Annotated in this window: 23 protein-coding genes; 16 read left to right on the plus strand and 7 right to left on the minus strand. The window is 72.6% G+C overall.

Translation table 11 applies throughout. From position 1 onward, the window contains the following. Window positions 1-20 precede the first annotated feature (20 nt). On the minus strand, window positions 21-830 hold the full coding sequence (locus V7S47_RS13355; protein WP_336562004.1) for an IclR family transcriptional regulator: 810 nt from the start codon (window positions 828-830) through the stop codon (window positions 21-23). Window positions 831-1,004: 174 nt separating this feature from the next. Between V7S47_RS13355 and V7S47_RS13360 the strand changes: the two genes are divergently transcribed. Genes V7S47_RS13360 through V7S47_RS13370 form a run of 3 tightly spaced genes read left to right on the plus strand, consistent with a single transcriptional unit; the run spans window position 1,005 to window position 3,663 of the window. After that, window positions 1,005-1,355 carry a bifunctional 3-phenylpropionate/cinnamic acid dioxygenase ferredoxin subunit gene (locus tag V7S47_RS13360; protein ID WP_336562005.1) on the plus strand — a complete coding sequence of 117 codons (351 nt, stop codon included), beginning with the start codon at window positions 1,005-1,007 and terminating at the stop codon, window positions 1,353-1,355. Next, window positions 1,355-2,527, plus strand: a complete 1,173-nt coding sequence (locus tag V7S47_RS13365; protein ID WP_336562006.1) for an NAD(P)/FAD-dependent oxidoreductase — start codon at window positions 1,355-1,357, stop codon at window positions 2,525-2,527. Before V7S47_RS13360 ends, V7S47_RS13365 begins: the two co-directional genes overlap by 1 nt. Further along, on the plus strand, window positions 2,524-3,663 hold the full coding sequence (locus V7S47_RS13370; protein ID WP_336562007.1) for an aromatic ring-hydroxylating oxygenase subunit alpha: 1,140 nt from the start codon (window positions 2,524-2,526) through the stop codon (window positions 3,661-3,663). The genes V7S47_RS13365 and V7S47_RS13370 overlap by 4 nt, the downstream gene beginning before the upstream one ends. A 131-nt stretch (window positions 3,664-3,794) precedes the next feature. Here the strand turns inward: V7S47_RS13370 and V7S47_RS13375 are convergent, their stop codons facing one another. Then, window positions 3,795-4,100: a GIY-YIG nuclease family protein gene (locus V7S47_RS13375; protein WP_336562008.1), complete on the minus strand. Its 306-nt coding sequence runs from the start codon at window positions 4,098-4,100 to the stop codon at window positions 3,795-3,797. Between the two features lie 330 nt (window positions 4,101-4,430). Here V7S47_RS13375 and V7S47_RS13380 point away from each other — a divergent pair, with 330 nt between their 5' ends. Then, a complete protein-coding gene (locus V7S47_RS13380; RefSeq protein ID WP_442945350.1) occupies window positions 4,431-4,835 on the plus strand; it encodes a YkvA family protein in 405 nt (134 codons plus the stop codon). 87 nt (window positions 4,836-4,922) lie between these two features. Here V7S47_RS13380 and purU read toward each other — a convergent pair whose 3' ends face one another. Next, on the minus strand, window positions 4,923-5,780 hold the full coding sequence (gene purU, locus V7S47_RS13385; protein ID WP_336562009.1) for a formyltetrahydrofolate deformylase: 858 nt from the start codon (window positions 5,778-5,780) through the stop codon (window positions 4,923-4,925). A gap of 59 nt (window positions 5,781-5,839) precedes the next feature. Between purU and V7S47_RS13390 the strand changes: the two genes are divergently transcribed. The 11 genes from V7S47_RS13390 (at window position 5,840) to V7S47_RS13440 (ending at window position 21,634) form a co-directional block, all read left to right on the plus strand. Continuing rightward, entirely contained in the window at window positions 5,840-6,598 is a 759-nt protein-coding gene (locus V7S47_RS13390) for an IclR family transcriptional regulator (protein WP_336562010.1), read from the plus strand. Between the two features lie 110 nt (window positions 6,599-6,708). Further along, window positions 6,709-8,208 carry an aldehyde dehydrogenase family protein gene (locus tag V7S47_RS13395; protein WP_336562011.1) on the plus strand — a complete coding sequence of 500 codons (1,500 nt, stop codon included), beginning with the start codon at window positions 6,709-6,711 and terminating at the stop codon, window positions 8,206-8,208. After that, window positions 8,208-9,923 carry a choline dehydrogenase gene (gene betA / locus V7S47_RS13400; RefSeq protein ID WP_336562012.1) on the plus strand — a complete coding sequence of 572 codons (1,716 nt, stop codon included), beginning with the start codon at window positions 8,208-8,210 and terminating at the stop codon, window positions 9,921-9,923. Before V7S47_RS13395 ends, betA begins: the two co-directional genes overlap by 1 nt. Beyond that, entirely contained in the window at window positions 9,920-10,966 is a 1,047-nt protein-coding gene (locus tag V7S47_RS13405; RefSeq protein WP_336562013.1) for a quaternary amine ABC transporter ATP-binding protein, read from the plus strand. The genes betA and V7S47_RS13405 overlap by 4 nt, the downstream gene beginning before the upstream one ends. Beyond that, window positions 10,963-13,029, plus strand: a complete 2,067-nt coding sequence (locus V7S47_RS13410; RefSeq protein WP_336562014.1) for an ABC transporter permease subunit — start codon at window positions 10,963-10,965, stop codon at window positions 13,027-13,029. The genes V7S47_RS13405 and V7S47_RS13410 overlap by 4 nt, the downstream gene beginning before the upstream one ends. 34 nt (window positions 13,030-13,063) lie before the next feature. Next, entirely contained in the window at window positions 13,064-14,053 is a 990-nt protein-coding gene (locus V7S47_RS13415; protein WP_336562015.1) for an ABC transporter substrate-binding protein, read from the plus strand. A gap of 569 nt (window positions 14,054-14,622) precedes the next feature. After that, complete coding sequence (locus V7S47_RS13420) at window positions 14,623-17,058, plus strand: GcvT family protein (protein WP_336562016.1); 2,436 nt, start codon at window positions 14,623-14,625, stop codon at window positions 17,056-17,058. Then, entirely contained in the window at window positions 17,055-18,281 is a 1,227-nt protein-coding gene (locus tag V7S47_RS13425; protein WP_090859989.1) for a sarcosine oxidase subunit beta family protein, read from the plus strand. Before V7S47_RS13420 ends, V7S47_RS13425 begins: the two co-directional genes overlap by 4 nt. Next, on the plus strand, window positions 18,281-18,544 hold the full coding sequence (locus tag V7S47_RS13430) for a sarcosine oxidase subunit delta (protein ID WP_170867159.1): 264 nt from the start codon (window positions 18,281-18,283) through the stop codon (window positions 18,542-18,544). Before V7S47_RS13425 ends, V7S47_RS13430 begins: the two co-directional genes overlap by 1 nt. Continuing rightward, window positions 18,541-21,144, plus strand: a complete 2,604-nt coding sequence (locus tag V7S47_RS13435) for a 2Fe-2S iron-sulfur cluster-binding protein (RefSeq protein ID WP_336562017.1) — start codon at window positions 18,541-18,543, stop codon at window positions 21,142-21,144. Before V7S47_RS13430 ends, V7S47_RS13435 begins: the two co-directional genes overlap by 4 nt. Beyond that, window positions 21,134-21,634: a sarcosine oxidase subunit gamma gene (locus tag V7S47_RS13440; protein ID WP_336562018.1), complete on the plus strand. Its 501-nt coding sequence runs from the start codon at window positions 21,134-21,136 to the stop codon at window positions 21,632-21,634. The genes V7S47_RS13435 and V7S47_RS13440 overlap by 11 nt, the downstream gene beginning before the upstream one ends. Before the next feature lie 40 nt (window positions 21,635-21,674). Here V7S47_RS13440 and V7S47_RS13445 read toward each other — a convergent pair whose 3' ends face one another. Genes V7S47_RS13445 through V7S47_RS13455 form a run of 3 tightly spaced genes read right to left on the minus strand, consistent with a single transcriptional unit; the run spans window position 21,675 to window position 23,348 of the window. Next, on the minus strand, window positions 21,675-22,070 hold the full coding sequence (locus V7S47_RS13445; protein WP_336562019.1) for a hypothetical protein: 396 nt from the start codon (window positions 22,068-22,070) through the stop codon (window positions 21,675-21,677). A gap of 47 nt (window positions 22,071-22,117) precedes the next feature. Beyond that, window positions 22,118-22,888, minus strand: coding sequence for a TerD family protein (locus V7S47_RS13450; protein ID WP_336562020.1), 771 nt, complete (start codon window positions 22,886-22,888; stop codon window positions 22,118-22,120). A gap of 10 nt (window positions 22,889-22,898) precedes the next feature. Next, window positions 22,899-23,348, minus strand: coding sequence for an NUDIX hydrolase (locus tag V7S47_RS13455; RefSeq protein ID WP_211753079.1), 450 nt, complete (start codon window positions 23,346-23,348; stop codon window positions 22,899-22,901). Window positions 23,349-23,412: 64 nt separating this feature from the next. Here V7S47_RS13455 and V7S47_RS13460 point away from each other — a divergent pair, with 64 nt between their 5' ends. Further along, a complete protein-coding gene (locus V7S47_RS13460; protein ID WP_336562021.1) occupies window positions 23,413-24,255 on the plus strand; it encodes an aldo/keto reductase in 843 nt (280 codons plus the stop codon). Window positions 24,256-24,413: 158 nt separating this feature from the next. Here V7S47_RS13460 and V7S47_RS13465 read toward each other — a convergent pair whose 3' ends face one another. After that, window positions 24,414-24,908 carry a MarR family winged helix-turn-helix transcriptional regulator gene (locus V7S47_RS13465; RefSeq protein ID WP_336562022.1) on the minus strand — a complete coding sequence of 165 codons (495 nt, stop codon included), beginning with the start codon at window positions 24,906-24,908 and terminating at the stop codon, window positions 24,414-24,416. Between the last annotated feature and the right edge of the window lie 16 nt (window positions 24,909-24,924).

A 24,924-nucleotide genomic window follows, 5' to 3' on the forward strand; every position in this document is an offset into this window, starting at 1 on the left:
ACAAGTTGAGTCTCGTGAACTCAAGTTTGCTCACTGGGTCCAACGGAGGGATCGGCCGGGTTGTTCCCGTCCCCGACCGGATTCTTCGCCAGGAACCGGCGCCGGGCCCGCAGGTCGCGCTCCACCGCCGCCGCAGCGGTCCGCAGCAGCGCGGCCACCTCGGGACGGCGCTCCCCGATCCGGAAGGTCGGACCGGAGACGCCCAGCGCCGCGACGACCGCCCCCTCGACCCCGCGCACGGGGACGGCGACGCCGTCGAGGCCCTCCTCGAGCTCGCCGCGGGTGAGCGCGTGACCGCGCTCCCGGGTGAGGTCGAGCTCGGCGTCGAGGTCGGCGTGGGTGGCCACCGACCGCGGCGTGCGGACCTCGAGCCGGCCGGCGGGTCGTCGTACGGCGCCCCAGGCGAGCAGCACCTTGCCGAGCGCCGAGCAGTGGCTCGGCACCTCCACCCCCACCCAGCTCACCGAGCCGAGGACGTAGCGGGCGTCGACCTGGTCGACGTGGACCACCCGGCTGCCCCGGGCGATCGCGAGGTTGACCGTCTCGCCGGTCGCCGTCGCGACGTCCTCGAGGTGGACGTGGGCGACCCGGACCAGCTCCTCGACCCGGTCGAAGCGAGCCGCGTAGTCGGCGAACAGCCGACCGCCGCGGTAGCCCGCCCCCTCCCGCTCGACCAGCCCGCCCCGCTCCAGCGCGCCGAGCAGCCGCGAGACGGTCGAGCGGGCCAGGCCGCTCGACGCGACCAGCTCGGAGTACGACGGGGCCGCGTCGGCCCGCACGACGAGGCGGAGCAGGTCCGCAGCGCGGTCGACGGACTGAGTTCCGCTCATGCCCACATCGTAGATCATTAGTTCCATATTGTGGAACTACGGCAGATCGCGGTCCGGGACTGTTTGCCCAGGTCAACCACGGTGCGCACCGCACTGTTTCGTCCGCGTGAAATCGTCCAACGGATCTGGTTGTTCTCGTTGACAGCGCCCCGATCCCGGCCGCACGCTCGAGCCATGCAGCACGTGTGCGCCCTGGCCGACGTCCCGGTGGGCGAGGGCCTGCGGATCGACGCGGTCAGCCCGCCGATCGCCGTCTTCCGGACCGAGGACGACGAGGTCCTGGCGATCGACGACACCTGCACCCACCAGGACGCCTCGCTGGCCGACGGGTGGCTCGAGGACTGCTGGGTCGAGTGCCCCCTGCACGCCTCCCGCTTCGACCTCCGCACGGGGGCGGTCGACGCACCACCCGCCAAGCTGCCGGTCCGGGCGCACGCCGTCGAGGTCCGCGACGGCGAGGTCTGGGTCGCGCTCTCCGACGCCGTCCCCCACCTGCCTCCGGGCGTCACCTACGAGGCGTCCTGATGGCCGACCCGCGTCGAGTGGTGGTCGTCGGCGCCTCCCTGGCCGGGCTGGCCACCGCTCGCGCGCTGCGCGCCGCCGGGTACGACGGCGACGTCACCGTGATCGGCGATGAGCCGCACCGGCCCTACGACCGGCCGCCGCTATCCAAGGGCTTCCTGGCCGGCACCCTCGCGGTCGACGACCTGTCGCTGGAGACCGACGACGACCTCGCCCTCGACTGGCGCCTCGGCGAGCGGGCCGTCGCGCTCGACCCCGGCACCCGCACGGTGACCCTGGCCTCCGGCGCCCTCGTCCCGGGTGACGCCGTGGTCGTCGCCACCGGCTCGCACGCCCGGCGGCTGCCCGGTCCGCCGCTGGCCGGCGTGCACACCCTGCGCACCCTCGACGACGCGCTGGCCCTGCGGTCCGAGCTGCTCCCCGGTGCCCGACTGGTGCTGGTGGGCGCCGGGTTCGTGGGCGCCGAGATCGCTTCGACGGCCCGCGGCCTCGGGCTCGACGTCACCCTGGTCGAGGCCGCGCCCTCCCCGCTGGCCGGTCCGCTCGGGGTCGAGGTCGGCGCGATGGTCGCCCGTCTGCACGACGTCCACGGCGTCCCGCTGCTCACCGGCGTGCCCGTCGCCGGCCTCACCGGGCGGGGCCGGGTGTCGGGCGTGGTCCTCACCGACGGTCGCGTGCTGCCCGCCGACGTGGTCGTGGTCGGCGTCGGCTCGGTCGCCGCGACCGACTGGCTGGCCGGATCCGGGCTGACGATCGAGGCGGGCGGGGTCGCCTGCGACGCCGCCGGCAGCACGGACGCGCCCGGGATCTGGGCCGTCGGCGACGTCGCCGCCTGGTACGACCCGTCGTACGCCGGCCGCCGCCGGATCGAGCACTGGACCGACTCGCTCCAGCGTCCCGCCCGCACCGTGGCCGCCCTCCTGGGCGGACCCGTGGACGACCCGCTGCCGGCGCCGTACTTCTGGAGCGAGCAGTACGGCGTGCAGGTCCAATTCGCGGGCCGCCGGCTCGGCGACGAGACCGTCACGGTCGAGGCGGGCGCGCCCGAGACCGGCGACGTGCTGGCCGTCTACCGGCGCGGCGAGATGCCGGTCGCCGTACTCGGCATGAACCAGCCCCGCCTGTTCGGCCGGATCCGCCGACAGCTCTCGACGCCCGTCCAGGAGTTCGCATGACCACCACCGAGGAGCCGGTCACCGGGTCCAGCCTGATCCCGACGCTGCCCGGCTCGGCGTACGTCGACCCGGCGGTCTTCGACGCCGAGTGCGAGCGGATCTTCGAGGACATGTGGTTCTGTGCGGCCCGCGAGAGCGACCTGCCGAAGCCGGGCTCGTTCCGCACTGTCCAGGTCGGTCGCGAGTCGATCCTGATCAGCCGGTCCCGCCGGGGCGAGGTGCGGGCCTTCTACAACGTCTGCCGCCACCGCGGCGCGCGGATCTGCACCGAGGACGCCGGCGAGCGCGCGCGGTCGTTCCAGTGCCCGTACCACGCCTGGACCTACGACTTCGACGGCAAGCTGATCGCCGCGCCCAACCTGACGAAGATGCCCGACATCGACCGCGTCGAGTACGGCCTGCGCCGGGTCCACGTGCGGACCTGGCTGGGCTACGTCTGGGTCTCGCTCGCCGACGCCCCGCCGTCGTTCGAGGCGACCGTCCAGCAGGAGGTCGTCGACCGGCTCGGCACCCTCGACAACATCGCCGGGTACGACGTCGCGAACCTCTCCGTCGGCCGCCGGATCGTCTACGACGTCGCGGCCAACTGGAAGCTCATCGTCGAGAACTTCATGGAGTGCTACCACTGCGCGACGATCCACCCCGAGCTGACCGAGGTGCTCCCGGAGTTCGCCGACGGCCTCGCCGCGCAGTACTTCGTCAACCACGGCGCCGAGTTCGGCGAGGACGTCTCGGGCTTCACCGTCGACGGCTCCGAGGGCTTCGGCGTGATCCCGGGTCTCGAGGAGGACCGCGACCGCAAGTACTACGCGATCACCGTCAAGCCGCAGGTCTTCGTCAACCTGGTCCCCGACCACGTGATCTTCCATCGCATGTACCCCATGGCCGCCGACCGGACGGTCGTCGAGTGCGACTGGCTCTATCTCCCCGACGTCGTCGAGTCCGGCCGCGACGTCACCGCCTCCGTCGAGCTCTTCCATCGCGTCAACCAGCAGGATTTCGAGGCCTGCGAGCGCACCCAGCCCGCCATGTCCTCCAAGCTGTACGCCGCCGGCGGCGTCCTCGTCCCCTCCGAGCACCACATCTCCGAGTTCCACGAGTGGGTCACCCACAAGCTGACCCCCACCGGTGGTTGAGCAGGTCGCCCCCCACCGGTGGTTGAGCAGGTCGCCCCCCCCACCGGTGGTTGAGCAGGTCGCGCCCCACCGGTGGTTGAGCAGGTCGCGCTAGCGACCGTGTCGAAACCCCCGCAGCCAGCAAGCGACCCTCAGCCATCCCCCCGCCCCCGCCGCCAGGAGCCCCGCGCCAGCTCCGGCAGCGCGTCGTACCGCCCCTCGATCAAGGCCCTCCGCTTCGCCCGACTCCACCCCTGCACCTGCTTCTCGTAGGCGAACGCGTCCTCCACCCGCTGGAACTCGGCCGCCCACACGAGCGTCACCGGTCGCCTGCGCCGCAGTGCCGTGTACGCCGCCCCCAGCCCGAGGTTGTGCTGACTCACCCGCCCGTCGAGGTCGATCGTGCTGCCGACGTAGTAGCTGCCGTCGGCGCACTGGAGGATGTAGGTCCAAGCCATGGGTGCATGCTCGTCCGTCTGCCCCTTCGACGACAGCAGCGCTCGTCGACCTGTGGACAAGCGCGGTGGTCACCGTCGCCTTTCGGGTGCGGGGGTTTCGACACGGTCGCTAGCGCGACCTGCTCAACCACCGGCCGCACCACCGGCCGCACCACCGGCCGCACCACCGGTGGTTGAGCAGCGAAGCCGCGCCAGCGGGTGAGCGTGTCGAAACCCCCGCAGCCCACCAGCGACGCCGACCACCGACACCTCTCGGGCCACCGGGTCTCGACACGGTCGCTGCGCGACCTGCTCCACCACCGGCGGGGAGGGGCGTGGTGGGATCGCCGCATGGGGTGGCAGGTGCTGATCGGGGTCGTGGGCGGCCTCGCCCTGGTGTGGGCCGCGCTGGTCGCGGCCCTGTACGTCGCCGGCCGCCGGACGGGCGACCCGACGACCTGGAAGGACCTGCTGCGACTGCTGCCCGACGTCACCCGACTGCTGCGCCGCCTGGCGGCGGATCCGACCCTCCCGCGGGGTGTGCGGGTGCGGCTGTGGCTGCTGCTGGGCTACCTGCTCCTGCCGATCGACCTGGTGCCGGACTTCATCCCGGTGGTCGGGTACGCCGACGACGCGATCGTCGTCGCGCTGGTCCTGCGCTCCGTGACCCGGCGCGCGGGGCCGGAGGCGCTGGACCGGCACTGGCCGGGCACGTCCTCGGGGCTGCTCGTCGTACGACGTCTGGTGCGGATCTGACCTCTGGCGTCGCTTGTCGGCTGCAGGGGTTTCGACACGGTCGCTAGCGCGACCTGCTCAACCACCGATGGGCAGCAGGCACGGGCGTCAATCGAAGACGACGACGCGGGAGCGGTCGAGGAGGAGGCGGGACTCGGTGTGCCAGCGGACGGCCTGGGCGAGGACGCGGGCCTCGACGTCGCGGCCGGCCTGCACCATCTCCTCGGGGGTGGTGCGGTGGTCGATGCGGATCACGTCCTGCTCGATGATCGGGCCCTCGTCGAGGTCCGCCGTCACGTAGTGGGCGGTGGCGCCGATCAGCTTCACGCCGCGGTCGTGGGCCTGGTGGTAGGGCTTGGCGCCCTTGAAGCTCGGCAGGAACGAGTGGTGGATGTTGATGATCCGGCCGTCGAGCTTGGCGCAGGTCTCGTCGGAGATCACCTGCATGTAGCGCGCCAGGACCACCAGGTCGATCTGCTCGGAGCCGACCAGGTCCAGCAGCTGCTCCTCCGCCGCCGCCTTGGTGTCGGGTGTGACGGGCAGATGATGGAAGGGGATGTCGTACGTCGAGGTCAACCGCTCGAAGTCGCGGTGGTTGGAGACGACGCCCGCGATGTCGACGTTCAGCGCGCCGGTGCTGTGCCGGAAGAGCAGGTCGTTGAGGCAGTGCCCGAAGCGGGAGACCATCAGCAGCGTCCGGTACGGCGCCGCCGCGGCCACCAGCTGCCACGACATCCCGTGGGCCTGGGCCACCGACAGGAACGAGCTCCGCAGCGCGTCGACGGTCACGTCGAAGGCCTTGAACTCCACCCGCATGAAGAACCGGCCGTTGACCGGGTTGTCGAACTGCTGGGAGTCGGTGATGTCGCCGCGGTGGGCCACGACCCAGCCCGCGACGGCGTGCACCAGTCCGACGTGGTTGTCGCACGCCAGCGTCAGCACGTAGCGGTCCGGGCCTGGTCTCATGCGAAAAGACTGACGGAGCCGTTGCTCCATGCGCAAGTCGTTGCGTAGTGTGCAACGGCATGGGTACCGTGCAGTCCGTCGACCGGGCGTTGATGATCCTCGACATCCTCGCACGCGACGGTGAGGCCGGGGTGACCGAGATCGCCGGCCACCTGGGCGTCCACAAGTCCACCGTCTCCCGGCTGATCGACTCCCTCGAGGAGCGGGACCTGGTCGAGCAGCACGACCCGCGCGGCAAGTACCGCCTCGGCATCGGCGTCCTGCGCCTGGCCGGCGCGACGACCGCCCGCCTCGACGTCGTCCAGGAGGCCCGCTCGGTCGCCAAGTCGCTGGCCGCGGCCACCGGCGAGACGGTCAACATCGCCGTCCTCTCCGAGGGCGCCGCGCTGTACGTCGACCAGGTCGCGACCGCGGGCGCGGTCCAGTCGCACAACTGGGTCGGCCAGCGGATCCCGCTGCACGCCACCTCCAACGGCAAGGTGCTGCTGGCCGGCCTGAGCGACGCGGAGGCGCGCAAGGTCCTCGGCCGGCGACTGGCGTCGTACACGGCCCGGACGGTCACCGACGCGGGCGCGGTGATCAAGCAGCTGGCCGAGGTGCGCGAGCAGGGGTACGTCGTCGTCGTCGACGAGCTGGAGCACGGCCTGACCGCCGTCGCCGCGCCGATCCGCAACGCCCACGGGGACGTCGTGGCGTCCTTCTCGGTCTCCGGGCCGACCTTCCGTTTCGCTGAGCGGGAGGTCGCGGCGGCGACGACCGCCGTGGTCGACCATGCCCTCGAGGTGTCGCGACGCCTGGGCTGGCGGGGGGCCGCGTGACCGGACCACCCGAGGGCCGAAACGTTCCTTCTTCGTCATTCCAGCGAAACGCGGAGTTGCGTAGAATGCCATCCGTTGCGTTATCCGCAACACCAAGCGAGGGGTGAGCCGTGGCCGAGGTCTACGTCGACGGAGCCTGGCGCGAGGCGCTGGGCGGGGGCACGCGCGACATCCGCTGCCCCGCCGACGGCAGTCCGGTGCGCCGGCTGAGCGAGGGGGCGGCGGCCGACGTCGACGCCGCCGTCGCCGCCGCGCGCCGCGCCTTCGACGACGGCCCCTGGCCGCGCACCCCCGCACCGGAGCGGAGCGCGCTGCTGCACCGCGTCGCCGACCTGCTCGAGCGCGACGTCGCGGAGGTGGCCCGACGCGAGTCGCTCGACACCGGCAAGCGCCTCGTCGAGTCCGAGTACGACGTCGCCGACATCGTGACCGTCTTCCGCCACTTCGCCGGGCTGGCCGGTGCGGACGCCGGCCGGGTGGTCGACACCGGCCGGGCGGACGTCGTCAGCAAGGTCGTGCACGAGCCGGTCGGTGTCTGCGCGCTGATCACCCCGTGGAACTACCCGCTGCTGCAGACGGCTTGGAAGGTCGCCCCCTGCCTGGCCACCGGCAACACCTTCGTCCTCAAGCCGAGCGAGCTCACGCCGAGCACCGCGCTGTGGCTGATGGACGCGCTGACCGAGGCCGGGCTGCCGTCAGGCGTCGCCAACCTGGTGCCCGGCGACGGCCCGGGCGTCGGCGCCCCGCTGACCGAGCACCCGGGCGTCGATCTGGTCTCCTTCACCGGCGGGCTCGCGACCGGCAAGCAGGTGATGGCCGCGGCGTCCGGCACGGTCAAGCGGATCGCCCTGGAGCTCGGGGGCAAGAACCCCAACATCGTGTTCGCCGACGCCGACCTCGAAGTCGCGCTCGACCTGGCCCTGGCCGCGGTCTTCCTGCACTCCGGCCAGGTCTGCTCGGCCGGCGCCCGGCTGCTGGTCGAGGAGTCGATCCACGACGACTTCGTCGCGCAGCTGGTCGAGCGCGCGGGCCGGATCCGGCTGGGCGGCCCGTTCGACGAGGCGGCCGAGACCGGCCCGCTGATCAGCGCGGCCCACCGCGACAAGGTCGAGGCGTACGTCGCCGCGGGGCTCGCCGAGGGCGCGACGCTGCTGCTGGGCGGAGAGCGTCCGCGCGGCCCGGCGTACGACGACGGCTTCTTCTACCTGCCGACGATCCTGGGCGCCTGCCACAGCGGCATGAGCGTCGTGCAGGACGAGTCGTTCGGTCCGGTGCTGACCGTCGAGACCTTCAGCGGCCGCACTCCCGAGGAGGCGGAGGACGCCGCCGTACGACTGGCCAACGACAGCATCTACGGCCTGGCCGGGGCCGTCTGGACGCAGGACGCCGGCCGCGCCGAGCGGGTCGCGGCCCGGCTGCGGATGGGCACGGTCTGGATCAACGACTACCACCCGTACGTCGCCCAGGCGGAGTGGGGCGGCTACAAGCAGTCCGGCATCGGGCGCGAGCTGGGGAGCGCCGGTCTCGAGGAGTACCGCGAGACCAAGCACGTCTGGCACAACGTCAAGCCGGTCGTGCAGTCCTGGTTCGACGGCGGCGAGGAGGGCTGATGGCGCGGCAGCCGGCGTACGACGTCGTCATCGTGGGCGGGGGCTCCGCCGGATCGGTGCTGGCCAACCGGCTGTCCGCCGACGGGACGACGAGCGTGCTGGTGCTGGAGGCGGGCCGGAGCGACTCGAGGCTGGACCCGTTCATCCACATGCCGGCGGCGCTGCCCTTCCCGATCGGCAACCCGCTCTACGACTGGAAGTACGAGTCCGAGCCGGAGCCGTTCATGGACGGCCGCCGGGTCTACCACGCGCGCGGCAGGGTGCTCGGCGGGTCGAGCTCGATCAACGGGATGATCTTCCAGCGCGGCAACCCGCTCGACTTCGAGCGCTGGGCGGCCGATGCGGGGATGAAGGAGTGGGACTACGCCCACTGCCTGCCCTACTTCAAGCGGATGGAGACCTGTCTCGCCGGCGCCGACGACTGGCGCGGCGGCTCCGGTCCCCTGGTGCTCGAGCGCGGTCCGGCGACCAGCCCGCTGTTCGGGGCGTTCTTCGAGGCGGTCCAGCAGGCCGGGCACCCGCTGACCGACGACGTCAACGGCTACCGCCAGGAGGGCTTCGCGCCCTTCGACCGCAACGTCCACCGCGGCCGCCGGCTCAGCGCGGCCCGGGCCTACCTGCACCCCGTCCGCCAGCGGTCCAACCTCGACGTCGAGACGCTCGCCCAGGTCACCGGGCTGCGCACCTCGGGGGGCCGGGTGACCGGCGTCGACTACGTGCGCGGCGTCGGCCGCCGCGGCGTACGACGGAGCGTGACCGCGGGCGAGGTGATCCTCTGCGGCGGGGCGATCAACTCCCCGCAGCTGCTGCTGCTCGCCGGCATCGGCCCGGCCACGGAGCTGGAGGCGCTCGGCATCCCGGTCGTCGCCGACCTGCCCGGCGTGGGCCGCAACCTGCAGGACCACCTCGAGGTCTACGTCCAGCACGCGTCCAAGCAGCCGGTGTCGATCGGCCCGTGGCTCAAGCACCGGCACAAGCCGCGGATCGGCGCGGAGTGGCTGTTCCTGCGCCGCGGCGTCGGGGCGTCGAACCACTTCGAGGCGGGCGGCTTCATCCGCTCCAACGACCTGGTCGACTACCCCAACCTGATGTTCCACTTCCTCCCCATCGCCATCCGGTACGACGGCTCGCAGCCGGCCGCCGAGCACGGCTACCAGGTGCACATCGGGCCGATGTACTCCGACGTGCGCGGCTCGCTGACCCTGAAGAGCCGCGACCCCTTCGAGCACCCCGCGCTGCGCTTCAACTACCTGTCGACCGAGACCGACCGCCGCGAGTGGATCGAGATGGTCCGGGCCGCGCGGCACATCCTGGCCCAGCCGGCCTTCGCCGCCTTCAGCGCGGGCGAGCTGTCGCCCGGCCCCGGTGTCGAGACCGACCAGGAGATCCTCGACTGGGTCGCGAAGGACGCCGAGACCGCTCTGCACCCGTCCTGCACGGCTCGGATGGGGGTCGACGAAGACAGCGTCCTGGACCCCGCGTCGCTGCGGGTCCACGGCGTCGACGGGCTCCGCGTCGTCGACGCGTCGGCGATGCCCTACGTCACCAACGGCAACATCTACGCCCCCGTGATGATGCTCGCCGAGAAGGCCGCCGACCTGATCGCCGGGAACGAGCCGCTGGCCCCGCTCGAGGTCCCGTTCTACCGCTACCGAGACGGCTCGCCGCTGCACCCGCCGGGCGACCCGCGCAACACCACCGAGGAGTCCGCATGACCGAGGCAGCCCAGGATCAGGCACTGCGCGTCGACGGGCTCTGGAAGATCTTCGGCGCCCGCGCCGACAAGATCATCGGCACGCCCGACGCCGAGCTCGGCCGCGCCGAGCTGAAGGAGCGCACCGGCTGCGTCGCGGCGGTCAAGGACGTCTCGTTCGAGGTCGCGCCGGGCGAGGTGTTCGTCGTGATGGGCCTCTCCGGCTCCGGCAAGTCCACCCTGGTGCGCTGCCTGACCCGGCTGATCGAGCCGACCGCCGGGACCGTCGTGCTCGACGGCCAGGACATCACCTCCGCCTCCGAGGCCCGGCTCCGCGACCTGCGGCGGCACAAGGTCTCGATGGTCTTCCAGCACTTCGGCCTGCTGCCGCACCGCCAGGTGGTCGACAACGTCGCCTACGGGCTGGAGGTGCGCGGCGTGAAGAAGGCCGAGCGCCGGGCCAGGGCCCAGGAGCTGGTCGACCTGGTCGGCCTCACCGGCTACGAGCACTCCTACCCCGACCAGCTCTCCGGCGGGATGCAGCAGCGGGTCGGCCTGGCCCGCGCGCTGGCCAACGACCCGTCGATCCTGCTCTTCGACGAGCCGTTCTCGGCCCTCGACCCGCTGATCCGCCGCGACATGCAGGACGAGGTCGTGCGACTCCAGGCGGAGCTGCAGAAGACGGCCGTGTTCATCACCCACGACCTCAACGAGGCGCTCAAGCTCGGCGACCGGATCCTCATCATGCGCGACGGCGAGGTGGTCCAGGTCGGGACGCCGGCCGAGATCGTGGCCCAGCCCGCCGACGCCTACGTCCGCGACTTCGTCAGCGACGTCCCGCGCTCGCACGTCCTCACCCTCGAGTACGTCATGCGCCCGCCGGAGCCGACCGACTCGCTCGAGGGACCGGTCATGGATCCGGACGTCGTCGTACGACAGGCCGCCCGGGCGGCGCTGTCCTCCGCGCACCCCGTGCAGGTCGTCCGCGACGGCGAGCTCGTCGGCATCGTCGACGACGACGCGATCCTGCGGGTCGTCGTCGCCGAGGAGAGCGTCCCTGCATGACGACCACGCTGGAACGTCCCCCCGCGTCGGCCCCCGCGCCGCCCGAGGCCGCGCGCACCCGCGGACCCGTGCCGCGCTGGGCCTGGCTGCTCGGCATCCTGGCCGCCTGGATCGTCGCGTCCTGGATCGGGCACGGCAAGGCGACGCTCTACCTGCCGGGCCAGGGCTCGACCGACGTCCACGAGTGGTTCACCCAGCTCAAGCGCGACCTGATCGCCAGCCGCGACGACAACGTACTCATGCAGGCCGTCGGGGCGGTCTCCGACCTGTTCGGCGGCGCCGTGGAGCAGCTGCAGCGGTTCGTCTCGGTCGACGCCTACCCGCGCCCGGTCCCGCAGATCGGCTGGCTCGGCGTGCTCGGCATCGCCGGCTGGGTCGCGCTCGCCGTGGCGGGCTGGAAGCACGCGGTCGGGACCGTCGCCGCCCTGGCCACGGTCGGGCTGCTCGGCTACTGGAACGACGGCATGGACACCCTGGTCGTCACCTTCGTGTCGGTGGCGATCTGCCTGCTGATCGGGCTGCCGGTCGCGGTGCTGATGGGCAACAGCCGGCGCGCCTACGCGCTGATCACGCCGGTCCTCGACGTGATGCAGACCTTCCCGTCGTTCGTCTACCTCGCTCCGGCGACCCTCTTCTTCGGCCTCGGCGCGCCCGTCGCCGTCGCCGTCACCGTCGTGTACGCCGTGCCGCCGGTGATCCGGGTCGCCACCGAGGGCATCCGGGGCGTCTCGGAGACGACCGTCGAGGCCACCACCTCGCTCGGCCAGACCTCGTGGCAGCGGCTGACCAAGGTCCAGCTGCCGATGGCCCGGCGCACGATCATCGTCGGGGTCAACCTGACCACGATGGCCGCCCTGTCGATGTCGGTCATCGCCGGCTTCGTGAACTCCCCCGGCCTCGGCAAGCCGGTGCTGCGGGCCCTGACCGCCGGCACCAACCAGGTCGGCGTCGCGTTCACCGCGGGCCTGGCCATCGTGGTCATCGCGATCATGCTCGACCGGGTCACCACCGCCGCGAGCGAACGGTCCGAGGTGCTCGCCCGGTCCGGCGGCACGGACCGGCGTACGCGGTGGATCGTCCTCGGGGTCGCCGCGATCGCCGCCGGGGTCTGCGTGCTCCTCTCGCGCCGCAACCTCTCGCTCGCCGACTTCCCCGACACCGGCGTCGGGGACACCGTCGCCGACGCCATGCAGCGCGCCACCGACTGGACCACCGACACCTTCTCCGGCCTCACCACCTGGCTGCAGGAGACCACCACGACCCTCTTCATCAATCCGCTGCAGGACCTGATCGCCAGCTCGCCGTGGTTCGTCACCGGCGCCGCGCTGCTGCTGGTCGCGCTGGTCCTCGGCGGCCGGGTCGCCGCCCTCACGACCCTCGTCTGCCTGGCCGGGATCCGCCTCACCGACCTCTGGTACGACGCCATGGTCACCTTCACCAGCGTGCTCGTCGCCACCGTCTTCGTGATGGTGCTCGCCGCCCTCGTCGGCGTCCCGATGGCCCGCCGCCGGATGGTCGACCGGGTGCTGCGCCCAGTGCTCGACGCCGCCCAGGTGATGCCGGCCTTCGTCTACCTGATCCCGGTCCTCGCGCTCTTCGGTCCGGGCCGCTTCACCGCCATCGTGGCCGCCGTGATCTACGCCGCCCCCGTGGCGATCAAGCTGGTCGCCGACGGGGTCAAGCAGGTCTCGGCGACCACCGTCGAGGCGGCGACCGCCGCGGGCTCGACGCCGTGGCAGCTGATCACCAAGGTCCAGCTGCCGATGGCCCGCAGCCACCTGGTGCTGGCGGCCAACCAGGGCCTGCTCTACGTCCTGTCGATGGTCGTCATCGGCGGCCTGGTCGGTGGCGGCGGGCTCGGCTACGACGTCGTCCTCGGCTTCTCGCGCAGCGAGTACTTCGGCAAGGGCCTGGTCGCCGGCGCCACCATCGTCCTGCTCGGGATCATGGTCGACCGGGTGACCCGCCGCGCCGCGGCCCGCCGTACGACGTCACCGACGGTCCGCTCCGCCCTCGTGATCGGCCGCTCGTCCGGCCTCGCCCGCCGCGGCCCGCTCGTCTGACCACCCCGCCAGCCCCGAGAGAAGGAAGAACACCGTGAAGCCCACCAGAGTCAGCGCCCTCACCGGGTCGCTCGCCACGCTCGCGCTCGTCCTGAGCGCCTGCGGCGGCGGTGACATCGAGAAGGAGACCGAGGCCAACGAGTCGCAGGCCGCCGAGACCGGCGACTGCGGCGAGGTGAACCTGGCCGTCAACCCGTGGGTCGGCTTCGAGGCCGACGCGTACGTCGTCGGCCACGTCGCCCAGGAGGAGCTCGGCTGCTCGGTGACCTACAAGGACCTGAAGGAGGAGGTCTCCTGGCAGGGCTTCGGGAGCGGCGAGGTCGACGTCGTCATCGAGGACTGGGGCCACCCGGACCTGGAGAAGCAGTACTTCGAGGACCAGGGCGGCGACGGCAGCGCGATGGACGCCGGGCCGACCGGCAACGTGGGCATCATCGGCTGGTACGTCCCGCCGTGGATGGCCGAGGAGTACCCGGACATCACCGACTGGAAGAACCTGAACAAGTACGCCGACCTGTTCGAGACGCCGGAGTCGGACGGCAAGGGCCAGTTCCTCGGGGCGGACCCGTCGTACGTGCAGTTCGACGAGGCGATCGTCAACAACCTCGACCTCGACTTCAAGGTGGTCTTCTCGGGCAGCGAGGCCGCCTCGATCGCCGCGTTCGAGAAGGCCGAGAAGGACAAGACGCCGCTGATCGGCTACTTCTACGAGCCGCAGTGGTTCATGTCCGAGGTCCCGCTGGTCAAGGTGAGCCTGCCGGAGTACACCGACGGCTGCCAGGACGACGCCAAGGCCGTGGCCTGCGACTACCCCGAGACCGAGCTGAAGAAGATCGTCTCCACGTCGTTCATGGAGTCCGACAGCCCGGCCGTGGGCCTGGTCGAGAGCTTCCAGTGGACCAACGACGACCAGAACCTGGTCGCCAAGTACATCTCCGAGGACGGCATGTCCGCCGAGGACGCCGCCGCCAAGTGGGTCGACGAGAACCCCGACAAGGTCGAGGCCTGGCTGAACGCTGGTTGAGGTGCTCCGGAGCGACGTAGGAGCGGAGGAGCCTCGAAACCCGTCTTGCCGACCAACGACCTCGATCGAGGCCACTTCTCGGGTGCAGGGGTTTCGACACGGTCGCTGCGCGACCTGCTCAACCACCGGCAGCCACCACCACCAGCCGGTGGTCGAGCAGCGAAGGACGAAGTCCTGAGCGCCCGTCGAGACCCCCGCAGCCAGCAGGCGACGTCAACCGACGTCACCTCCCGGGTGCGGGGGTTTCGACACGGTCGCTAGCGCGACCTGCTCAACCACCGGCAGCGGCCGGCGCCGCCACCAGCCGGTGGTTGAGCAGCGAAGCCGCGCCAGCGGGTGAGCGTGTCGAAACCCCCGCAAGCCGACGACGGCGCCCCGGTGCCGGGGGGGCGACACGGTCGGCAGCGCGACCTGCTCAACCACCGGCGGGCGAGCCTGTCGGAACCGGTCGGGTCACCGGGTTTCGAGGCTCGCTGCGATCGCACCTCAACCAGCGTCGGGAAACCGTGTATTCTTGTTGCACATCGTGAGTGTTGTTGCATGATCCGCAACAGTATGAGGAGATCGCCGTGAGTGGTCCGCAGGTCGTGGTCATCGGGGCCGGGGTGGTGGGGGCGGCGCTGGCCGACGAGCTCACCGAGCGCGGGTGGACCGACGTGACCGTGGTCGACGCGGGCCCGATCCCGCACACCGGCGGCTCCTCGACGCACGCGCCGGGGCTCGTCTTCCAGGCCAACGGATCGCGGATGATGACCGAGCTGGCGACGTACACGGTCGAGAAGCTCGTGTCCCTCGAGACCGAGGAGGGGCCCTGCTTCCTCCAGGTCGGCGGGCTGGAGGTGGCCACCACGCCGGAGCGGCTGCGCGAGCTGCACCGGCGGGCCGGCTGGCTGGCCGCCACCGGCGTACCCGCCCGGATCCTGACGCCGGCCGAGTGCGTCGAGCAGCACGACCTGCTCGACCCCGACCTGGTCCTCGGTGGGCTGCTCACCCCGACCGACGGGCTGGCCAAGGCGGTGCGGGCGGTCGACGCCCAGACCCGCCGGGCGGCCGAACGCGGCGCGACGCTCCGGCCCGGCACCGAGGTGCTCGACATCCTGGTCGAGGACGGCCGGGTCGTCGGCGTCGAGACCAGCCAGGGCCGCATCGACGCGGAGGTCGTGGTCTGCTGCGCCGGCATCTGGGGCCAGAAGGTCGCCGCGATGGTCGGCCTCGACCTGCCGCTCACCCCGCTGGAGCACCAGCTGGTCCGCACCACGCCGGTGCCGGCGATGGCCGGCCAGGCCGAGGAGGTACGGCGCCCGATCCTGCGCCACCAGGGCGAGGACCTCTACTACCGCGACGACTTCGACCGGCAGGTCGTCGGCTCCTACGCGCACCGCCCGATCCCGGTGACCGTCGACGACTTCGACGACTGGGGCGGTGAGGTCATGCCGAGCGTGCGGACCTTCACCCCCGAGGACTTCGAGGGCCCGTGGAAGGACTCGCAGACGCTGCTGCCCGCGCTGGCCGAGGCGGCGCCGGAGTCCGGCATCAACGGCATGTTCTCCTTCACCACCGACGGCGGTCCGCTGATCGGCGAGAGCCCCGACGTGGCCGGGTTCTGGGTCGCCGAGGCGGTCTGGGTGACCCACTCCGCCGGCGTCGGCCGCGCCGTCGCCGAGCTGCTGGTCGACGGCGTGCCCACCACGGACCTGCACGAGGCCGCGCTCGACCGCTTCGAGCGCCACCAGCGCGGCCCGGCGTACGTGCTGGAGCGCGACCAGCAGAACTTCGTCGAGGTCTACGACGTCCTGCACCCGCTGCAGCCGATGGAGTCGCCCCGCCCGCTGCGCCTCTCGCCGTTCCACCGCCGCCAGGAGGAGCTGGACGCGTTCTTCCTGGAGGCGAACGGCTGGGAGCGTCCCCAGTGGTACGGCGCCAACGCCTCGCTCCTCGGCCGGTACGACGTGCCGGTCCCCGGGGAGTGGGCCGCCCGCTACTGGTCGCCGATCGCCGGTGCCGAGGCGCGGGCCACCCGCGACGGCGTGGCCCTCTACGACATGACCGCGCTGAAGCGGATCGAGGTGGTCGGCCGCGGCGCGACCGAGTTCCTCCAGGGCCTGGTCACCGGCAACGTGGCCACCTCGGTCGGCAGCGTGACCTACTGCCTGATGCTCGACGAGCGCGGCCGGATCCGCAGCGACGTCACCGTCGCGCGGCTGAGCGCCCCGCCCGGCCAGCAGCGCTACCAGGTCGGCGCCAACGGCAACCTGGACCTGGCCTACCTGCAGGCGCTGGCGCCCGCCGACGTGTTCGTCCACGACATCACCCCCGGCACCTGCTGCCTCGGCCTGTGGGGCCCGCTGGCCCGCGAGGTCATCTCGTCGGTCTCGAGCGACGACTGGTCCAACGACGGGGTGCGGTACTTCCGCGGCCTCGAGGCCCACGTCGGGATGGTGCCGGTCACCGCGCTGCGGCTGTCGTACGTTGGCGAGCTCGGCTGGGAGCTCTACACGACCGCCGACCTGGGCCAGAAGCTCTGGGACACCCTGTGGGCGGCCGGGCGCGAGCACGGGATCGTCGCCGGCGGCCGGGCCGCCTTCACCTCGCTGCGGCTCGAGAAGGGCTACCGGTCCTTCGGCTCCGACATGACCTGGGACCACACCCCCGCCGAGGCCGGGCTGTCGTTCGCGGTCAAGACGGCCAAGGAGGAGTTCGTCGGCAAGGCCGCGCTCGAGGAGCTCGGCGAGCCCACCCGGCGGCTGGTCTGCCTGACCTCCCCCGACCCGCTGGCCGTGGTGATGGGCAAGGAACCGGTGCTGGCCGACGGCGAGCCGGTCGGCTACGTCACCAGCGCCGCCTGGGGCTTCACGGTCGAGCGGGCCATCGCCTACGCCTGGGTCCCGGCCGCGCTCGCGGAGGTCGGCACCGAGCTGGAGATCGGCTACTTCGACCAGCGGCTGCCGTACGTCGTCACCGCGGAGCCGCTCTTCGACCCGTCGATGTCGAGGCTGCGCGGATGAAGGTCTCCCCCCGCCTCCCCGAGCACCCCGACTTCCTCTGGGCCGACGCCGAGCCGCGGACGTCGTACGACGTCGTCATCGTCGGCGGCGGCGGCCACGGCCTCGCGACGGCGTACCACCTGGCCAAGGACCACGGCATCACGAACGTGGCGGTGCTGGAGAAGGGCTGGCTGGCCGGCGGCAACATGGCCCGCAACACCACGATCATCCGCTCCAACTACCTGTGGGACGAGAGCGCCGGGATCTACGAGCACTCCCTGAAGCTGTGGGAGACGCTCGAGGAGGAGCTCGGGACGTCGGTGCTGTTCAGCCAGCGCGGCGTGCTCAACCTGGCCCACAACCTCGCCGACGTCCGCGAGGGCAAGCGGCGGGTGAACGCCAACCAGCTCAACGGGCTCGACGCGCAGTGGCTGACGCCGGAGGAGATCGGCAAGATCGTCCCGATCCTCGACGTCACCGACCGGCCGCGGCACCCCGTCCACGGCGGCACCTTCCAGCCGCGGGCCGGCATCGCCAAGCACGACCACGTGGCCTGGGGCTACGCCCGGGCCGCGCACGCGCTCGGCGTCGACATCATCCAGGGCTGCCAGGTGACCGGCTTCGAGACCTCCGGCGACACCGTCGTGGCCGTGGAGACCACCCGCGGGCGGATCGGCGCCGGTCGGCTCGCCCTCTGCGCGGCCGGGCACTCGTCGGTGCTCGCCGACCTGCTCGGCGTCCGGCTGCCCACCCAGAGCCACCCCCTGCAGGCGCTGGTGTCCGAGCTGCTGGAGCAGGTCCTCGACACCGTCGTGATGTCCAACGCCGTGCACGTCTACGTCTCCCAGGCCCACAAGGGCGAGCTGGTGATGGGCGCCGGCGTCGACCCGCAGATCGGCTACGGCCAGCGCGGGTCGTTCCACGTCATCCAGGACCAGATGGCCGCGGCGGTCGAGCTGTTCCCGGTCTTCGCCCGCGCCCACGTGCTGCGCACCTGGGCCGGCATCGTCGACGTCACCCCCGACGCCTCGCCGATCATCGGCCGCCTCGACCAATGGGAGAACGCCTACGTGAACTGCGGCTGGGGCACCGGCGGCTTCAAGGCCACCCCCGGCGTCGGCTCGGTGTACGCCGCCACGGTGGCCGACGAGCGCGCGCACCCGCTGGCCGCGCCGTTCGCGCTGGACCGCTTCACCACCGGCCGGCTCATCGACGAGCACGGCGCCGCGGCGGTGGCGCACTAGTGATCAGGGTCCCCTGCCCGCACTGCGGCGACCGCGACGAGACCGAGTTCCACTACGGCGGCGAGGCCGGCGTGGCCTACCCCGCCGACCCCTCCGCGCTCGACGACGCCGCGTGGGCGTCGTACCTCTTCGTGCGGAGCAACCCCCGCGGCTGGCTGCGCGAGCGCTGGTTCCACGGCGCCGGCTGCCGGCGCTGGTTCAACCTGGAGCGGCACACCGTGACCGACGAGATCAGGAGCCCCTCCGAGATGAGGCCCCAGTGAGCAGGCGGCTGGACACCGGAGGCTCGCGGATCGACCGGTCCCGGCCCGTCACGGTCACCGTCGACGGCCTCGAGATCGAGGCGTACGTCGGCGACACGCTCGCCTCGGCGATGCTCGCCGCGGACCTGCCGCTGGTCGGGCGCGGCATCTACTCCGGCCGGCCCCGCGGCCTCGTCGGCGTGGGCGCCGAGGAGCCGAACGCCTGGGTGCAGGTGCTCTCCCGCGGCGGCGAGCCGATGGTCCAGGCCACCCTCCTGGACGTGTACGACGGCCTCGCGGTCGAGCTGCTCGCGGGCCGCGGCCGGCTGGTCGCCGAGCCCGACAGCACCCGCCACGACACCCTCTTCTCGCACTGGGAGGTCGTGGTCGTCGGGGGCGGAGCGTCGGGTCGGCGCGCCGCCGCCGCTGCCGCGCCCGAGGGCCGGGTGCTGCTGCTGGACGAGGGGCCGACGGTGGCTCCCCTCGACGGGGTGACCACGTGGGCCCGCACCACCGCGACCGGGCTCTACGGCCACGGCCGGCTGGTCGCGGTCGAGCGTCGTACCGACGGCGACCGGCTGCACCACCTGCAGTGCGGCCGGGTGGTGCTGGCCACCGGCGCCCAGGAGCGCGGCCTGGTCTTCGAGGACGACGACCGGCCCGGCGTGATGCTGGCCGGCGCGGCCGCGTCGTACGTCGAGCGGTACGGCGTGCTTCCCGGCGAGCGGGCCGTCGTCTGGGTCGCCCACGACCCGGGCCTGCGCGCCGCCGTCGCGCTGGCCGACGCCGGCGTCGAGGTGCTGGCCGTGCTCGACGTGCGCGACCGGATCGCCGAGCCGTACGCCGACGCGCTCTCCGCCCGCGACATCCCCGTGCACCTGGGCGCGGAGGTGACCGGCACGTCCGGCGACGACCGCCTCTCCCGGGTCCACACGTCGGTCGGGGACCTGGACGCCGACCTGCTCGCGGTCAGCGGCGGCCGCAACCCGGCCGTCCAGCTGTGGAGCCACCCCGGCGGTCGGACCCGCTGGTCGGACGAGGTCGCCGGCTTCGTGCCGGTGACCGAGCCCGGCGACCGGGTGACGGTCGTCGGCGCCGCGTCGGGCGAGCCGGCGCAGCGCAGCTACCTCCCGCCCGCGACGTGGTTCCGCTCGTCGACCGGCGACCCCGAGCGGATCTTCCTCGACCCGCACCGCGACGCCACCCTGCACGACCTGCAGCGCGCGCACACCGCCGGGCTGACCAGCGTCGAGCACGTCAAGCGGTTCACCACGATCGGCACCGGCGCCGACCAGGGCCGCGGGGCGGGCGTGCTGACCGTCGGCGTGCTCGCCCAGGAGCTCGGCCGCCCGGTCGGCGAGGTCGGGACCACGACCTACCGGCCGCCGTACCTGCCGCTCTCCTTCGGCCTGCTCGCCGGCCGCAACCGCGGCGAGCTGTCCGACCCGGTCCGGCTCTCGCAGCTGCACGACCGGGTCCTGCACGCGCCGATGGAGGACGTCGGGCAGTGGAAGCGGCCGTGGTACTTCCCCGGCGCGGAGGAGTCGCTCGACGAGGCCGTCGCCCGTGAGGTGCGCGCGGTGCGCACCGGCGTCGGGATGATGGACGCCTCGACGCTCGGCAAGATCCTGCTGCAGGGCCGCGACGTCGGCGTGCTGCTCGACCGCGTCTACACGAACCTGTTCTCGACGCTGAACGTCGGCAAGGTCCGGTACGGCGTGATGTGCGGCCCGGACGGCATGGTCGTCGACGACGGCACCACGGCCCGGCTCTCCGAGACCGAGTGGCTGATGTCGACCACGACCGGCAACGCCGCGGCGGTGCTCGACGCGCTCGAGGAGTGGCACCAGACCGAGTGGCCCGAGCTCGACGTGACGATGACGTCGGTGACCGACCAGTGGTCGGTGGTGGCCGTCGCCGGTCCCTCGTCGCGCGACGTGGTCGCGGCGCTGGCGCCCGAGCTGGACTGCTCGGCGTCGGCCTTCGGGTTCATGGAGTGGCGGTCGGCCACCGTGGCCGGGATCCCGGCGCGGGTCATGCGGATCTCGTTCTCCGGCGAGCTGGCCTTCGAGCTGAACGTGCCGAGCTGGTGGGGCGCGGCCCTGTGGGACGCCGTCGCGCAGGCGGGCGCGCCGTACGGGATCACGCCGTACGGCACCGAGACGATGCACGTGCTGCGCGCCGAGAAGGGCTTCCCGATCGTCGGTCAGGACACCGACGGCACCGTGACCCCCCACGACCTCGGCATGTCCTGGGCGGTGTCGCGGAAGAAGATCGACTTCGTCGGCAAGCGCTCCCTGGCCCGCGCCGAGGCGCAGCGGCCGGACCGCCGCCACCTGGTCGGCCTGGTGCCGGTCGACGGCGTCTCGCGGATCGTCGAGGGGTCGCAGCTGGTCGCCCACGGCGCGGACCTGACGGCGTTCCCGGTGCCGATGGCCGGACACGTCACCAGCGCCTACCCCGCCGGCCACGACGGCCGCCCGTTCGCGCTGGCCCTGCTCGACGCCGGCCGTGACCGGCTCGGCGAGGTCCTCGACGCGGTCGACGACCTGGTGCCGGTGCCGGTGCGGGTCACCGGCCCGGTCTCGTACGACGTGGAAGGAACCCGCCGTGACGGCTGACGTCCTCGCCCTCCGCCGCTCGCCCCTCCACGGGACCGCCTTCGGCCTCGCCACGCCGGGCCTGACGATGGCCGAGGAGCCGTTCCGCTCGCTCGTGGAGGTGCGGTCCGCCGTGGCTCCCGCCGGCGAGCTGGTGTGGCGCCTGGGCCCGGACTGGTGGCTGGTCGACGGCCCGCCGGCCCCGGTCGTCGCGCTCGAGGTCCCGCTGGCCGGTGAGCTGCGCGCGGCCGGAGGCGTCGCGACGGACGTCTCCGCCCACCGGACCACGCTCGTCCTGACCGGCCCGCACGCCGCGACGATCATCGCCCACGGCTGCCCGATCGATCTCTCGGTCGTCCCCGTCGGCGGCTGCGTCCAGGGCACCCTCGCCGGGGCCCAGGTCGCGCTCGGCCGGACCGGCCCGGACTCCCTGCGGGTCTACGTGCGAGCGGCCTTCGCCCGGCACCTCGCGGCCTGGCTCAGCGACGCGGCGACGCCGTACGTGGAGTAGTACGGAGCGCCCGCCGGTCCCGGACGCCGCCCCTGCGCCCTCAGTGCCGGACGGCCCACCACCGCGAGGTGGCGTGGGAGGCCAGCCCGACGACGGCGCCGACCGCGGTCGCCCCCATCCCGATCAGGGCGACCCCGATGACGAAGAGCCCGTCGGCCCCCGGCTCGCTGCCCCAGTCCGCGAACGCGACCGCGCAGAGCCCGAGGACGGCGCCGGTGACGACCGCGACCGGCGACCACCACCACGCCGCGAGGAACACCAGCACGATCAGCGTCACGCCCAGTCCCACGACCTCGTAGGGGTGGTACGGGCCGCCGTAGCTGCCGGTGACCGGGTCCTCCCAGCCCTCCGCGTGCCAGCCGAGCCAGGCCAGCCAGGCGACGACGGAGGCAGCAGCGGAGAGGAGCAGGGCCAGGGCGGGAGCGAGGAACTTCACGGGTCCAGCCTTCCGCCCGGCGGCCGCTCGCGCCTGAGCACGCGGGCTCACCCCACCCGCGCGCTGACCACCCGTCCGGACGCGTCGTGCGCGAGGTTCAGCCGGTCCGGCCGGAAGTCCATGGTCAGCATCGCGTCGAGCGCGTGCGCGCGCACCTGCCAACCCGCCTCGGTGGCCAGCCGCGAGGCCTCGGCGGCGTCGAGGCCGACCAGGGTGGCGGGGTCCCGCCCGTCGGGCGCGGCCGTCGTACGACGCAGGAACGGCCGCAGCGCGCCCACCGCCTTCGCCGGCTGCGTCACCGCGATGCCCTCGCCGATCGCGCGCAGCACCCAGCCGTCGCCCGTACGGCGGAGCAGCGCCATCGCCAGCCCGGTCTGCGGGACGCCCGCGGAGAGCGTGAACCGCGCCAGCTCGGTCCCGGTGGTGTCGTCCACGACACGGCACGACGCGTTGGCGATCCAGTCGAGGGTGTGCCCCTGGTAGCTGCTCACCAGCAGCGCGATCGCATCGACCTTCGCGTAGACGCGGGCCAGGTCGACCACGATGGCCTCGTCGTCGCCGTCCCCGGCGCCGCTGCGGTTGTCGCCCTGGTGCACCACCGAGCCGTCGCGGGTGGCCAGGTTGTTGTAGAAGGCCAGGTCGAAGAGCTGCTCGCCGGTGAACTGCACCGCGGAGGCGTCCAGGTCGACGTCGCGGGCGGCGCCGGCCGGTCCGGCGTTGCGCTCGGCGTCCCAGGCCAGCCCCAGCCGCAGCCGGGTCACCGGCTCCCCGGTCTCGGTCGCGAGCGTCCACTCCTGGCCCTGGTGCAGCGTGATCACGGGGCCGAAACTACCCCGCGGCCAGGTAGCCCAGCGCCACGTCCACCAGCGAGACCCGCGGCAGCCCGCGGACCTCGTCGAGCGGGAACCAGCGCGCCTCGTCGGTCGTGCCGCCGACCTCGGGGGTCAGCTCGCCCCCGGTGACGGTCGCCGCGAACACCACCCGGACCGCCTTCAGCGGCCGCTCCGAGCCGTTGGACCGCTGCGCCGGCGAGAAGACGAACGAGTCGACGCCGAGCAGCCCGTCGAGGCGGACGTCGTACCCGGTCTCCTCGAGGACCTCGCGCACCGCGCCCTCCTCGACCGTCTCGGCGAGCTCGACCCCGCCGCCCGGGAGCGTCCACCGCGGCTGGTCGCCCTCGTTCCACAGCGCCAGCAGGACGCGGCCGTCGTCGTCGCGGATGACGGCGTACGCCGCGAGCCGGGTGTCGTACTCGGTGTAGTGAGGCAGATCGGTCACGTGACCATTCTCGCGTGCCGGCCCAGAACGGAATGTTCTGGCGCGCGACGGGTTCCGGATAGACATGACCGTTCCGACCATCACCCTGAACGACCAGACGACCATCCCGCAGCTCGGCTTCGGCACCTACCAGGTCCCGCCGGAGGAGACCGCTGCGACCGTCGCGACGGCTCTCGAGGTCGGCTACCGCCACCTCGACACCGCCCAGATGTACGGCAACGAGCAGGGCGTCGGCGAGGCCATCAAGGCCTCCGGCCTGGCCCGCGACGAGCTCTACGTGACCAGCAAGCTCAACAACGGCTTCCACCGGCCCGACGACGCCCGGCGCTCGTTCGACGAGACGCTGACCAAGCTCGGCCTCGACAAGATCGACCTGTTCCTCATCCACTGGCCGCTGCCCTCGAAGTACGACGGCGACTACGTGTCGACCTGGAAGACGCTGGCCGAGTTCGTGGCCGACGGCCGCGCCGCCTCCGTGGGCGTCTCGAACTTCCAGCCCGACCACCTCGACCGGATCGTCGCCGAGACCGGCGTCGTCCCGGTGGTCAACCAGATCGAGGTGCACCCGTACTTCACCAACGAGGCCGCCCGGGCCGCCTCGATCCGCCACGGCGTCGAGGTCGAGGCTTGGTCCCCGATCGCCCAGGGCGCCGTGCTCGACGACGAGGTGATCGGCAAGATCGCCTCGGCCCACGGCAAGACCGCCTCGCAGGTTACCCTGCGCTGGCACCTCGACCGCGGCGACATCGTCTTCCCGAAGTCGATGCGCGAGGAGCGGATGCGCGAGAACTTCGACCTCTTCGACTTCTCCCTCACCCCGGACGAGATCGAGCAGATCGCCGCACTGGACAAGGGCGAGGCCGGCCGCACCGGCCCCAACCCCGACACCTTCGACTACATCCCGTAGGTCGCCGAGGTCTCGATACGCTCGCTGGCGCTCGCTACTCGACCAACGAGACCCGCTCGTTGGTCGAGTAGCCCCGCGAGGAACGAGCGGGGCGTATCGATACCCGCTCGTTGGTCGAGTAGCCCCGCGAGGAACGAGCGGGGCGTATCGAGACCCCGTCAGTCAAGCGCGCGGCCCCAGGACTCCAGGATCCGGGCGAGAGCGGCGCGGTCCTCGGGCGTCACCGCGGCCAGCAGCCGGTGCTCGTTGGCCATGTGGGCGGCGAAGGCGCGGTCCATCAGCTCCCGGCCGGCCGGGGTCAGCGCCACGACCCGGCCCCGGCCGTCGTGCTCGCTGGCCCGGCGGGTCACCCAGCCCTGCTGGACGCACCGGTCGACCCGCTTGGTGATCGCGCCCGAGGTGACCATGGTGCCGGCGGTCAGCGCGCTCGGCGTGAGCTCGTACGGCGGCCCGCTGCGACGCAGCGTGGCGAGCACGTCGAACTCCCCCTCGCCGAGCCCGAACTCGGCGTACACGGCGGCCAGCTCCTCGGTGAGCCGCAGCGCCACCCGGTGCAGCCGGGCGATCACCGCCTGGGGCGAGACGTCGAGGTCGGGCCGCTCGACAGCCCACTGGGCCATCACCCGGGCGACGTGATCGGGCTCGATGCTCACGGGCTGGAATATATCT

This window comes from Nocardioides sp. CCNWLW216, from assembly GCF_037120545.1.
Classification (GTDB): Bacteria; Actinomycetota; Actinomycetes; order Propionibacteriales; family Nocardioidaceae; genus Nocardioides; species Nocardioides lianchengensis.

Excerpts from the sequence above, each read along its gene's own strand:
- V7S47_RS13355 (WP_336562004.1), bottom strand. The coding sequence starts at position 830 with ATGAGCGGAACTCAGTCCGTCGACCGCGCTGCGGACCTGCTCCGCCTC.
- V7S47_RS13360 (WP_336562005.1), top strand. The coding sequence starts at position 1,005 with ATGCAGCACGTGTGCGCCCTGGCCGACGTCCCGGTGGGCGAGGGCCTG.
- V7S47_RS13365 (WP_336562006.1), top strand. The coding sequence starts at position 1,355 with ATGGCCGACCCGCGTCGAGTGGTGGTCGTCGGCGCCTCCCTGGCCGGG.
- V7S47_RS13370 (WP_336562007.1), top strand. The coding sequence starts at position 2,524 with ATGACCACCACCGAGGAGCCGGTCACCGGGTCCAGCCTGATCCCGACG.
- V7S47_RS13375 (WP_336562008.1), bottom strand. The coding sequence starts at position 4,100 with ATGGCTTGGACCTACATCCTCCAGTGCGCCGACGGCAGCTACTACGTC.
- V7S47_RS13380 (WP_442945350.1), top strand. The coding sequence starts at position 4,431 with ATGGGGTGGCAGGTGCTGATCGGGGTCGTGGGCGGCCTCGCCCTGGTG.
- purU (WP_336562009.1), bottom strand. The coding sequence starts at position 5,780 with ATGAGACCAGGCCCGGACCGCTACGTGCTGACGCTGGCGTGCGACAAC.
- V7S47_RS13390 (WP_336562010.1), top strand. The coding sequence starts at position 5,840 with ATGGGTACCGTGCAGTCCGTCGACCGGGCGTTGATGATCCTCGACATC.
- betA (WP_336562012.1), top strand. The coding sequence starts at position 8,208 with ATGGCGCGGCAGCCGGCGTACGACGTCGTCATCGTGGGCGGGGGCTCC.
- V7S47_RS13405 (WP_336562013.1), top strand. The coding sequence starts at position 9,920 with ATGACCGAGGCAGCCCAGGATCAGGCACTGCGCGTCGACGGGCTCTGG.
- V7S47_RS13410 (WP_336562014.1), top strand. The coding sequence starts at position 10,963 with ATGACGACCACGCTGGAACGTCCCCCCGCGTCGGCCCCCGCGCCGCCC.
- V7S47_RS13425 (WP_090859989.1), top strand. The coding sequence starts at position 17,055 with ATGAAGGTCTCCCCCCGCCTCCCCGAGCACCCCGACTTCCTCTGGGCC.
- V7S47_RS13460 (WP_336562021.1), top strand. The coding sequence starts at position 23,413 with ATGACCGTTCCGACCATCACCCTGAACGACCAGACGACCATCCCGCAG.